Source organism: Mycoplasma hafezii, assembly GCF_049942695.1.
Taxonomy (GTDB): domain Bacteria; phylum Bacillota_I; class Bacilli_A; order Mycoplasmatales; family Metamycoplasmataceae; genus Mycoplasmopsis; species Mycoplasmopsis hafezii.
On record NZ_CP187940.1, the window covers coordinates 844722 to 856848 of the forward strand.

The 12127-nt window shown below is 28.2% G+C and carries 12 protein-coding genes, 4 tRNA genes and 1 other RNA gene; 11 read left to right on the forward strand and 6 right to left on the reverse strand.

Annotation, left to right across the window (positions count from 1 at the left end; all coding sequences use genetic code 4):
- Positions 1-20 precede the first annotated feature (20 nt).
- Positions 21-233, forward strand: coding sequence for a phosphopantetheine-binding protein (locus ACPYPZ_RS03255; RefSeq protein WP_426461162.1), 213 nt, complete (start codon positions 21-23; stop codon positions 231-233).
- A gap of 24 nt (positions 234-257) precedes the next feature.
- Positions 258-332: transfer RNA gene (locus ACPYPZ_RS03260), tRNA-Trp, on the forward strand.
- A gap of 76 nt (positions 333-408) precedes the next feature.
- Here the strand turns inward: ACPYPZ_RS03260 and ACPYPZ_RS03265 are convergent.
- The 3 genes from ACPYPZ_RS03265 to ACPYPZ_RS03275 form a co-directional block, all read right to left on the reverse strand.
- The gene (locus tag ACPYPZ_RS03265; protein WP_426461163.1) at positions 409-1329 is read right to left on the reverse strand and encodes an ROK family protein; all 921 of its coding nucleotides are present in this window, start codon (positions 1327-1329) and stop codon (positions 409-411) included.
- Between the two features lie 55 nt (positions 1330-1384).
- Positions 1385-1459 (reverse strand) — tRNA-Gln (locus ACPYPZ_RS03270).
- 6 nt (positions 1460-1465) lie between these two features.
- Positions 1466-1549: transfer RNA gene (locus tag ACPYPZ_RS03275), tRNA-Tyr, on the reverse strand.
- A gap of 151 nt (positions 1550-1700) precedes the next feature.
- Between ACPYPZ_RS03275 and smpB the strand changes: the two genes are divergently transcribed.
- From smpB to ACPYPZ_RS03305, 6 genes are all read left to right on the forward strand, one after another.
- Positions 1701-2132, forward strand: a complete 432-nt coding sequence (gene smpB, locus ACPYPZ_RS03280) for an SsrA-binding protein (RefSeq protein WP_426461164.1) — start codon at positions 1701-1703, stop codon at positions 2130-2132.
- A gap of 4 nt (positions 2133-2136) precedes the next feature.
- Positions 2137-2518, forward strand: a transfer-messenger RNA (tmRNA) gene (gene ssrA, locus ACPYPZ_RS03285).
- 2 nt (positions 2519-2520) lie between these two features.
- Positions 2521-2594 (forward strand) — tRNA-Thr (locus tag ACPYPZ_RS03290).
- A 132-nt stretch (positions 2595-2726) separates the two neighbouring features.
- Entirely contained in the window at positions 2727-4676 is a 1950-nt protein-coding gene (locus ACPYPZ_RS03295) for a DNA topoisomerase subunit B (RefSeq protein WP_426461166.1), read from the forward strand.
- Between the two features lie 13 nt (positions 4677-4689).
- On the forward strand, positions 4690-5457 hold the full coding sequence (locus ACPYPZ_RS03300) for an MAG0110 family membrane protein (protein ID WP_426461167.1): 768 nt from the start codon (positions 4690-4692) through the stop codon (positions 5455-5457).
- A gap of 98 nt (positions 5458-5555) precedes the next feature.
- Positions 5556-7460 (forward strand): M13 family metallopeptidase, encoded by a 1905-nt coding sequence (locus ACPYPZ_RS03305; RefSeq protein ID WP_426461168.1) that lies wholly within the window; start codon positions 5556-5558, stop codon positions 7458-7460.
- Between the two features lie 81 nt (positions 7461-7541).
- Here the strand turns inward: ACPYPZ_RS03305 and rplT are convergent, their stop codons facing one another.
- Genes rplT through infC form a run of 3 tightly spaced genes read right to left on the reverse strand, consistent with a single transcriptional unit; the run spans position 7542 to position 8722 of the window.
- Positions 7542-7892: a 50S ribosomal protein L20 gene (gene rplT, locus ACPYPZ_RS03310; RefSeq protein ID WP_426461169.1), complete on the reverse strand. Its 351-nt coding sequence runs from the start codon at positions 7890-7892 to the stop codon at positions 7542-7544.
- Positions 7893-7950: 58 nt separating this feature from the next.
- A complete protein-coding gene (rpmI, locus tag ACPYPZ_RS03315; protein WP_426461171.1) occupies positions 7951-8130 on the reverse strand; it encodes a 50S ribosomal protein L35 in 180 nt (59 codons plus the stop codon).
- A complete protein-coding gene (gene infC, locus ACPYPZ_RS03320) occupies positions 8120-8722 on the reverse strand; it encodes a translation initiation factor IF-3 (RefSeq protein WP_426461173.1) in 603 nt (200 codons plus the stop codon). The genes rpmI and infC overlap by 11 nt, the downstream gene beginning before the upstream one ends.
- A gap of 638 nt (positions 8723-9360) precedes the next feature.
- Here infC and ACPYPZ_RS03325 point away from each other — a divergent pair.
- From ACPYPZ_RS03325 to holA, 3 genes are all read left to right on the forward strand, one after another.
- Complete coding sequence (locus tag ACPYPZ_RS03325) at positions 9361-9873, forward strand: MAG0490 family ComEA-like DNA-binding protein (protein WP_426461175.1); 513 nt, start codon at positions 9361-9363, stop codon at positions 9871-9873.
- Positions 9874-10157: 284 nt separating this feature from the next.
- Positions 10158-11120, forward strand: coding sequence for a ComEC/Rec2 family competence protein (locus ACPYPZ_RS03330; protein ID WP_426461176.1), 963 nt, complete (start codon positions 10158-10160; stop codon positions 11118-11120).
- Between the two features lie 25 nt (positions 11121-11145).
- Complete coding sequence (holA, locus tag ACPYPZ_RS03335; RefSeq protein ID WP_426461177.1) at positions 11146-12096, forward strand: DNA polymerase III subunit delta; 951 nt, start codon at positions 11146-11148, stop codon at positions 12094-12096.
- The last annotated feature ends 31 nt before the right edge of the window (positions 12097-12127 follow it).

Sequence of the window (12127 nt, forward strand, 5' to 3'; positions counted from 1 at the left end):
AAAGTAAGTATAATTCTGTTATGGAAACAAAAGAAGTTATACTTGCAGAAATTAGTAAATTAGCTAAGAAAAAAGTTAATGAAGATGACTTTATTTCTGACTTAAATATTGATTCATTAGATTTAGCAATGTTAGTATTCCAAGCTGAAGAAAAATTTAATGTTAGAGTACCTGATGAACAACTAACAAAAGTTCAAACAGTAAAAGATGTTATTTTACTTTTTGATAAATAATTTTTTGATATAATAATAAGGCTTAGGAGTATAGTTCAACGGTAGAACAACGGGCTTCAACCCCGTGTGTTGTGGGTTCGAATCCTGCTACTCCTGCCATTTTTTATACAAAAAATGGACTTATGCACGCGAATTACCTCGCGTGCTTTCTTTTTTAGATATAAAAAATCGGCTCTTAGCCGAAATTTCTTTGTTTAATTAAATAATAAAGCCCTTGTAATGCACTGTCATCTCCATTAGTATCAAAGTAAAGGTTAACGTTACGGAAATGATTTGGATCAGCATACTCTTGTGCTTTTTCAAATGCTTTAAGTACCATTCATTCTGCATTTAATGCTACAGAACCTCCAACAAAGAAGTTAGTAGGTGCAACAGTCGCTGCAGAAACACAAAACATTCTAGCTAATGTTTCAATAGCATTATCAATTAATTCTGTTGCTTTTTCATCACCTTCATTATATTTTTCTAATAGTTCTTTTGTGCTTTGAGCAATCCCTAATGCTTTCGCTTGTGTTTCTAATCCACTTCCTGAACAATGTAATTCTAAAGCGAAAGAGTTTTTTAATCTGTGTTTACCTGTAAAAGGTTTGATAGATAAGGGAATTTGTGCAATTTCTTGTGCATAATACTTATTACCATGATATATTTTGCCTTCAATAACTAAACCTGCACCAAAACCTGTTGATATTGTAAAAAATTGTGATATATCACTATCTCTGCAATTGTATGCATTATGGTTAGAAAGTGCCATAACGTTTGCATCATTTTCAAATACAATATCATTTAATTCTACGTTTTTTAAAATGTATTTTTTAACATCAAAGTTTTCTCAACTACCTAATAAGTTCGGACTTTTAAGCACAACTCCATTTTCATAATCACTAGGACCTGGAATGCATAATGCTAAATATTTTATTTTATGTTCTTTTATTTTATCTATTACTCAGTTTATAGTGTTTTCAGCAACCATAGAATCTGTAGCAGTTTTATATTTACAAATAATTTTTCCTTCTTTATCAAAAAGTGCAAATCTTGTATTTGTACCTCCGACATCTACAGCTGCAAATTGTGTATTTTCGTTCTTATCTAATTTCATAATCCTATTATAATTTAATTTTTAAAAAATAAAAAAAAATCGTCTTTCGACGATATGGCTGTCCTAGTTAGATTCGAACTAACGCATGGCGGAACCAAAACCCGCTGCCTTACCGCTTGGCTATAGGACAATATAATGGTGGGAGGAGAGGGATTCGAACCCCCGAATCCTAAGAAAGTGGGTTACAGCCACCCGCATTTGGCCGCTTTGCTATCCTCCCTTGGATAAGTGCGTAATTATTATACTACAATTTTAATAAATAAAAATATTTTCTTAATACTTTTTTGCTAGAACAATAAAAAACATAAAATTGAAGTAAAGTAATTAGCAAAAATATTTTATCAAAAAAATAGATATATTAAAATTAAAGTATGAAAATAGTTAGTCAAAATAAAAAAGCTAGACATAATTATGAAATTTTAGACACATATACAGCAGGAATAGCATTAGAAGGGTGAGAAGTTAAAACAGCAAGAGTTAACGCTATAGACATCTCAAATAGCTATTGTTCTATATACAAGGGTGAAATATGATGAAAAGATTCTTTTTTTAATAGTTATATGTTGCAAAAAAATGACGAATATAGAGATAGAAAACTATTAATGAATAAAAAAGAAATTTTAAAAATAAAAAATATATGTGAGGCAAAAAATACAACTATAGTACCTTTAAAACTTTTTTTTAACAATAAAAACTATCTTAAATTGGAAATAGGGATTGCTAAAGGTCTAAAGAAATATGACAAACGTGATAAAATAATTAAAGAAGAAAACCAAAAATATTTAAAAAAATACATTATTTAGTTTTGGGGATGTAATGGTTTTGACATATTTAGGTTGTATATTGTTGCAGTAGTGTTGCAGACTATAATTGCTCTAGGCTTTCTTAAATGGAAAATCTGAAAAAGAAGTTGAATACTCATTCAACAACCCAGCATTTGCTGGAACACAAAGCTTTGCATTTGCTTAATTAGCTAGCAAAGTCATTTTTAAGTAATTTCTCTAGCTTAAAAGTGTGTCTGAGAGAATTGTCAATAAAAATGAACGAATTTATTGATGAAAAATAGTTCAAATGAAATTACTGTTTTTGTGTATTTCATAGTTTTTTCATTATTAAAAATACAATAAACTGTAGATACGATATATAAATTTATTTATGGACGCGAGTTCGACTCTCGTCATCTCCACCAATGCTCCTTTAGTTAAGTGGCATAACGGTTGACTCGTAATCATCTATCGCAAGTTCGATTCTTGTAAGGAGCACCAAAAAGTTAAGTTAATAAATGCATAAAAGCTTTTATTAACTTAACTTTTTTAGTTTTTATTTAGTATAATTTTAATAAATTTTAAATATATATTTATATATATTTAAAAGAACATTCTTAAAAAGGAGCTTCTATGAGTCAAAAAAACAATTATGATGCAAGTAATATCAAATATTTAGAAGGTCTAGAACATGTTAGACTTAGACCAGGAATGTATATCGGAACAACTGCAAAAGCCGGATTACACCATTTAATTTGAGAAATTGTTGATAATTCAGTCGATGAATGTATGGCTGGATTCGCAAATAAAATCAACATAACAATCACTAAAGATGAATCAATTATCGTTGAGGACAACGGAAGAGGAATACCTGTAGGTAGTCACCCTAAATTTAAAATAAGTGCACTAGAGGTTGTACTAACAAAATTAAATGCCGGTGGAAAATTCGAATCTAACGCATACAAAGTTAGTGGTGGATTGCATGGTGTTGGTGCTAGCGTTGTAAATGCTTTAAGCGATAAGCTAGAAGCATGAGTAAAAAGAGATGGTAATTTATATTATGCAGAGTTTGAAAATGGTGGAAAAACTAAGCAATCAACTAAAATCATTTCTGAATTAAAAAACAAAGAGGAAACTGGAACAACAATTAAATTTCACCCTGATTTTACAGTAATGGAATTAAATTCTTTTGATAAAGATTTAATTATCGACCACGCAAAGCAAATAGCACACCTTAATAAAGGACTATATGTTAGCGTTACAGATGAAAGAGATAATAGTTTTGAAGAATTTCAATATGATAACGGAATTGTTGATTATGTTAAAGAATTAAACGAAAGTTATACACCAATTAATAATGAAATAATATACGCATCAGATGAATATATAGCTGGTTATCGTCCAGATGATACACCAATTACAATTGGAGTTGAAGTTGCTTGTCAATACCTAAACGACTTTTATAGAAGCAACATTATTTCATATACCAATAACATTTCTACTCACGAAGGTGGTACACACGTTTTAGGATTTTATGATGCTTTAATAAGAATTATTAATAATTATGCGATTGAAAAAGGAATCATCAAGTCAGATAGTGACAAATTCACAAGAGATGACTTAAGCGAAGGATTAACAGCGGTAATTTCTATCAAACACCCTTCACCACAATTTGAAGGTCAAACAAAAGGTAAATTAGGGTCAAAAGACGCCCGTATTGCTGTTAATAGAGTCTTCTCTGAAGTATTTGAAAGAAAATTAATCGAAAACCCTGATTTAGCTAAAAAAATAATTGATATTGCTACAATTGCAAGAAAAGGGAGATTAGCTTCTAATGCAGCACGTGATAATGCTAGAAGAAAAAGTGCATTTGATAATGGTGGATTACCTGGAAAATTAAGTGACTGCAGTTCTAAAAATGCCGAAATAAGTGAGTTATATATCGTCGAAGGTAACTCTGCTGGTGGTAGTGCTAAAATGGGGCGCGATAGAAAAACTCAAGCAATTTTACCACTACGTGGAAAAGTTATTAATGTTGAAAAAGCAAGGCAAGAAAGAGTTCTTGAAAACGAAGAAATTATGTCTTTAATTACTGCATTAGGAACTGGACTAGGCGATACCTTTAATATCAATAAATTAAGATATCATAAAATTGTAATAATGACTGATGCCGATGTCGATGGTGCACACATTAGAACATTATTACTTACATTCTTTTATAGATATTTTAAACCTTTAATTGAACATGGTTTTGTATATATAGCACAACCTCCACTTTATAAAATTTCTCAAAATAGATTTACTGACTATGCTTTTAACGATGCTCAAAAAGAATATATTCTATCTCAACTAAACCCAAATCAAAAAATTACAGTGCAAAGATATAAAGGGTTAGGTGAAATGGATCCAGAACAACTTTGAGAAACTACTATGGATCCAACAAGAAGAAAAATGCTTCAAGTTCAAATTAATGATGCTTACAAAGCGGACTTAGCTTTCAGTACTTTAATGGGTGAAAATGTGGAACTCAGAAAAGATTTTATTGAAAAGAACGCTAAATTTGTCAAGAATATAGACTTATAATAAAAGGAGTATTATGAATAATTTTCATTTTGGAAATAACAGCGATAATTTCGCAAAAGACTTTTCTAATACTGAAATAAAATTAAAAAATAAATTTTACGCTGTTATACTTTCTACATTTTCTGTTTGTCTGTTCTTAAGTATTGCTATCGCTTTTGCTGTTTATGGAACATTAAATGGTGTCTTAAAAAATAACCATAGATTAATTTTTGATTGATTTAATTGATTCTGAATCGGATTTTTAATTGCTACACTAGTGGTAATGATTTTAATAAGCTTCCTGCAAAAAATGAGCACAAAAGCTCTTCTGGCATCTGCACCAATATTAATAATTTATTTTGGTGTTTCGATCGGTATGGGTTTATTTCTTTATTTAAGAGATTCTAACTGAACATACGTAGTGTTGGCAGTGTTTGTAGTACCAACATTAATTACTTTCGTGTTCGGATTGTTAGGATACTTTAATTTAGTTAATACTACAGCACTTTCAACATTATTAGTGGTTTTATTAATTACTTTGATTGTGCTTATAATAGTTTCTATATTTATACCTTCACAATCAGGTTCTAGATTAGAAAATTGAATTTCGGCAATCGGAACTGCAATCATTATAATTTCTATTATATTGAACTTCTGAATGATTAGAAAGTATGCAGACACTGTTGAATTCTTAGGGAATAAAGAAATTATTAGACAAGGTGTGTTCTTTGGACTTCAAACCTTTATTCAATACGCAATTCTTATTCAATATATAATGGATATTTTCCACAGTCACCGTTAATCAAAAAAGTATATGGTTTTATATTCTTAATTCCATATGCTTTTTTATTTTGCCTATTCTTTTATAATTGTAATATTGTTATATAAAAAAGGAGTATTATGAAAAAAAACTTAAAAGATGATTTTTACGATTACATCAACTATGATTGATTACAGTCAACTAAAATTCCAGAAGATAAACCATTAATAAGTGCTTTTGGTGAGATGGATTTAGCTCTTGAAAAATTACTTAAAGAATTAATACATTCATGACACCAAAATAAATCTTTAACACCTAATAATAACCACTTACAACAAATGGTTAAACTTTACGATATGATTTTAAACACCGAAAAAAGAAATGAAATCGGTTGAAACGATGCACGTTCGGATTTAGAAAACATTCTTAAATTAGAAAGCTTTGAACAAATTGCTAGAAACTTTAAAGAATTTGAATATAAATATACATATATGCCAATTAGTTTCGGTGTATCTCAAGACTTTGTAAATAACAGAATTAAAGTTTTATGAATTGGAGAACCAAGCACAATCTTACCAAGCAAAGAAAATTATTCAAAAGATGATAAAGATAAGTTCCTTAATATCTGAAAAGAAATGAGCCTTCAACTAGCTGTTGATTTTGGTCTTTCAAAAGAATATGCATTAGAACTATTAGAAAAAGCGATAAAGTTTGATGATTTAGTAAAGGACTATGTTTTAACAAGCTTAGAAAAAGCAGACTATGTTTCTTTATATCATCCAAAACCACTTGAATATTTTGAAAATAAATCAGAATTTTTCGATTTAGCAAATATTGGTAAAGAATTAATTGGAGATAAAAAATTAGAAACAATTTGTCTCGACAATGTTAAATACATCGAAAATCTCAACACAATCTACACTAAAGATAACTTCGAAGGTTTCAAAGCATTAATGTTTTTCAAAAATCTTCACGCAAAAGCGCCTTATATTACAGAAAAAACCAGAAAAATTGCTTCACAATTTAGAAATGCTCTTTATTCAATTGATGCAGTTCGTTCATTAGAGGACTTTGCTTATGATACTGTTTCTAGATTTTTCTCTATGCCTCTTGGTATGTATTATGCAGAAACTTATTTTGGTAAAGAAGCTAAAGCTAACGTTGAGTCAATGGTTAAAAGTATGATTCAAATTTACGATGAACGTTTAACAAAAAATGATTGATTAAGTAAGGATACTATCGCTAAAGCCAAATTAAAACTTTCAAAATTAGGTGTTATGGTTGGTTATCCAGAAGAAATTGAAGATTACTACGATAAATTCATAATGAATGATTACAATGAAAATGGTAGTTTAATTACTAATATCGACCTTATTTCTAAAGTTTTAACACAACACTCATACGATCAATATTTAGAAGTAACTAACGATAAATTATGAAGTATGTCACCAGCTACAATTAACGCATACTTCCATCCATTCTTTAATCATATTGTATTTCCAGCAGCTATACTTTCAAAACCATTTTATGACTTACATCAATCATCAAGTGCTAACTTTGGAGGAATTGGGGCTGTAATTGCTCACGAAATTTCCCATGCCTTTGATAATAATGGAGCTCAATTTGACGAAAATGGAAGTTTAAATAACTGATGAACAGAAAATGATTACAAAGAATTTAAGCTTAGAACTCAAAAAGCAATTGAATTATTCGACGGAATCGAAACAGAAGTAGGTCCTGTTAACGGTAAATTAACTGTATCTGAAAACATTGCTGACATTGGTGGTTTCTCATGTGCTTTAGAAGCTGCTTCACGTGAAAAGGACTTTAGTCCAAAAGAATTCTTCGAAAACTGAGCAAGAATTTGAAGAATTTTATCTAAACCAGAAGCTGCCAAAAGACGTTTAGAAGCGGACGTGCACGCTCCAGGAAAACAAAGAGCAAACGTACAGTTAAGTAACTGCGATTTATTCTATGACGAATATAACGTTACAGAACAAGATGGAATGTACGTAGCACCAGAAAAAAGAGTTAAAATTTGATAATATAAAAATCCAGCTGATGCTGGTTTTTTTGTGTAATTGCATAAAAAAAGAACCAATAATTAATTGGTTCAATTATTATAATTAAGCTTGTTTTGCAATTTCGATTAACATTGCAAATGTTTTTGGTTCGTTAATAGCTAATTCTGAAAGCATTTTACGGTTAATTTGAACGTTTGCTTTTTTAAGTCCGTTAATAAATCTTGAATAGCTCATTCCTTCAGCTCTTGTAGCTGCATTAATACGAGCGATTCATAATTTACGGTAGTTTCTTTTAACTTGTTTACGGTCTCTGAATGCGTATGTTCAACCTTTAACAACTTGTTGTTTAGCAACTTTGTACCCGATTGATTTGTGTCCGAAGTATCCTTTTGCTAATTTTAATCATTTTTTACGTCTTGCTCTTGTAACTGTTCCACCTTTTACTCTTGCCATAATTATTTTCCTTTCTTAAATACTAATATTATTTATCTTGAAAAATGAATTAACAAGATTAGATCAATGCTTTAAATCTTTTAAGGTCGCTTCTTGACATTAGAGCAGATTTACGTGATTGACGTTTTTGTTTAGTTGTTTTGTTTTGAGCTAAGTGTGAACGGAAAGCTTGTTCACGCATAACTTTACCAGTACCAGTAACTTTAATACGTTTTTTTAACGCACTTTTAGTTTTCATCTTTGGCATTTAATTCTCCTTCTTTAGTCTCTTGACTTTTTTCTTTTAAATATTTAGCGATTTTAGTTTTATTTGGTTGGAGATTCATATCAAGAAAACGATCGTTAACTAACTTAGGTTCGGTTGATTTATCAGCTACATCTTCTAATGTAGCATAAAATCTCTCTAAAGTATCGAGACCTAAATCTTTACGTCCAATTTCACGTCCTCTTAATTTAAGTGAGACCTTAATTCTGTCTCCTTTTAATAAGAATTCACGTGCTTTTCTACTTTTTGTTAATAAATCATTTTCACCAATCATTGGTGTTAAACGAACTTCTCTATTTTGAATAATTGTTTGTTTTTCTTTTAATTCCTTTTGTTTTTTCTTTCTATCATACTTAAATTTACCGTAATCAATAATACGTGCGATAGGTTTTGGATTAACACTAATTAAAACTAAATCTTTACCTTCGCTTTTAGCGATTTCAATAGCTTCTTTTGTGTATTTAACACCCATTTTTTCACCATCTGCTGATAATAAAAATACTTGTTTAAAAGGAATGTTATTATTAACGTAGTGTTCTTGTTGTGGTTTTTTCTTGTCTTGCATAAGCTCCTTCAAATAAAAAAATAGTTATTAACCATCTCTCTACTAAAAAAGGTATCAGAATTATGTGATACATTAATTGTAGCTAAACCCAAGGCTATGGCCATCAGGTGAGAAATGAAATTCTACTTTTCTGCAATTAAGTTATTGCTTTTATATTTTAGCACATAATTTGAATATTAGCATTTTGTATATTATTTTATTTAATCACTAAAAAATAGTGAAAAACGAATTTTTTATCATTATTTTTCATTTAACTAGTCAAAAAAATGATTTTTTTAAAAAAAATTCAAATAATAGTATATATTTTTTATGGGCTTAACAAAGCCCACCACTGTTTATTAAAACAATTTTGGTATTATCGTAAATTTTATTTATATTTAATTTATTTTTAAACATGTTTATATTAACTTTTTAAAGTATTGTTTAATTCTTTTTTTCGTATAAATAGTCGCAGTTTATACGTTATAACATTTATACATTTATTACAACTTGTTTTTATTTCTGAATTAATAAATCTCGTACAATTACAAAAAACATTCATTGTATAATTTAAATTAAATAATCACAATATAATTATTAGCAAATCGCATCTGCGGTTTGTTTTTTATACACTTTTTTAAAAAAATTATTTATTAAGTATGAAAAAGAAACACAAAAATATTTTAAAGTTATTGTTCTTAATTTCTATTTCCGGAACAGTTGTCGGAATTTATTATTTAAACAAGACTTTATCAATTAATCAAGAAAAATATAATGAAAATACACTAAAAAAACTATATACCTATAAGTTTAGCGGCAGTCTTTCAGGATTAAAAGAATTAAAGTCAGACAAACCACTAACTTATCAAGAATTATTTTCTCAGCTTAATATTGGTTTAAATGCCGATCTATCTCACTTTAATTTACAAGAAATCGCTCCTTTTAATACTGTAATTCATATTCCTAGCTTTAAAAGTGAAACGCTAAAATGAAGTCAAATAGTCAGTGTTAAGCAAATATTAGCTTTTGGAGTGTCAAAAACTCTTGCAAATAAATTAATGAAGCTCAAGAAAAAATGGGTTTTTGTTCCATCATGAGATGACATTATATCTACAGCAAAATTCGATTTCAAAGAAATATCAATTTTAAAAAGTTTTTTAATTCTAATTTAAAATACTTCGTATATTTCGCTATAGCTTCATTATTTAGTTATATTGCAATTTCTCAAAATTGATTTTTATTAGTTTTTTGATTCATTTTATTGATTTTTAATTGATGCTTCTTTGGTTGAAAAACACTAAAAATTCTATTCGTTTGTCTTTTGATTATTTCTATTTATCAAACATACGTTTTAATTTATGCATCTAGATTACAACAATTTTACAAAGTAAATACAACTTATTTTTTGACTGTCACAGAAGAAAGACAGAGCAATTGGCTACTAAAAGACTCATTAATGAATAACTACGTAATTTATAAAAACGAGGATAACCAGTTTTGACTAGTCTACCAAAAAGTCATTGTGAACGGTAAAATTAAAAGTCCCTCTTATAATAATAACTATGATTTATTATTAGAAGTCAGTTCATTTGAATTATCCAGCACTATAGACCCACGGTATTATTTTTTTAAATATTTTTATAATCTTAGCAAGGTTTATCACAATTTTATATTACCAGTCCTTTTTGGGCATTATTTAAATCTAAATCTATCCGTCTTTCATTACGTTAGAGAGCTTAATATAGTTCATTTATTAGTAGTTAGCGGGTTGCATTACGGCATTATTTTTGGAACATTAGTAAAATTAACTCGCAAATTTGACAAACATCAAATTATTCCTTTAATCTTGATTACTTTATTCTTTTTCTTCTCAAGAATTACAATCGGATCGTTTAGAAGTTTTGTCTTAATTCTCCTTTTTCATTATTTTAAAAAAATTAAGTTTTTATCTAGATTAAATTGAAATAAGCATTATTTATTATTTTTTGTAAGTTGTGCTCAACTGATAATTAATATTTATTCAGCTCGTTCAACAGGATATTATATTTCGTACATTTTATCATTTTTCATTTATTCAACTTATACAGCAACAACTCGTGCTTCTTTTAAAAATCAAACTATATTTTTGCTAAAAATTTGAACAATATCTACTGCAATCATTCTAACTAATGGAAACTCAATAAGTTTATTTAGTTTCTTGTACAACTTTATATTTGCATTTATTATCGAGTTTATAATATACATATTATTTTTTGGTTTTTGAATTCTGCCAGTCTGTGTCGCAGTCCATTGAGTATTTATCAACTTTGTTAAATCAATATCGATTATTAATATTATTTTCGTAATTGAAGTCAAGCAAATTGGATTAATTGTTTACCCTATAATCTTCACACTATATTGCACTATTCATAAAACCTAAAAAATCAAAATGATATAATACAACTATGTATTTAATTTATGGTGAAGAACAGTTTTTAATTAATCAAAAAATTAATAAATTAAAAAGTAAATATAACGATAATCAAATTATTTTATTGGATGAAAATTATAGTTATGATGATCTTTTAAAGTCTCTGAGTGCAACTAATTTATTTAATCTAAAACAATTAATAATTGTAAAAGGATTAGATTTATTCAAATTAAAAAAACTCGATACAAAGCAAAATAAAATAAGTGAAATATTAATTCGTACATTAAGCAATTACGATGATAATGAAGTTGTTTTTGTAGCAAACGAAAAGAAAATTGCTGATAACAACTTTACCAGTCAATTTTTGAAACTTAATAATTGTCAAATACTAGAAATGCAAAAAATTTCAAAAAAACAATTGCCAGAGCAAATTATGCAATACATCACAAGTAAAAAAGGGAATATTTCTTATATTGATTTACTTTATCTCTTAGAAAAAATCCCTGATGACTTAGGTTTAATTATTAAAGAAGTCGATAAATTACTTTTAGTTAATCCAAACATTAATAAAACAATAATCGATGAGAACATTTCTCATTATCCCATTCCATCTGCTTTCGGATTTGTTAATTCACTTCAAAAAGGAAATTTTGTTGAAATTTATAATGCATATTTAAACCAAAAGCAATTAGGAGAAACTACAATTCAGTTAATTTCACAAGTTTCATGATCCTTTGTCTTAGTCTATCAAGTGGCTTGCTTATTAAATTTAAATATGAGCCAAAAAGATATTGCTGATTTTTTAAAAATTAATGAGTATCGTGTGAAATTAGCTAATATACAATTAAATAAGTACGGAATTTCTAGGGTTAAAAAAATTATACAAAACCTCGCTCTAGTTGATCTTGAAACAAAATCTTCATCCATAGATTCGTATTTAATCTTCGAGCAATTCCTAATCGATAATTTTTTAGACTTAAAATAAGAAAATAAAAATGCTGGGTTTCCCAGCTTTT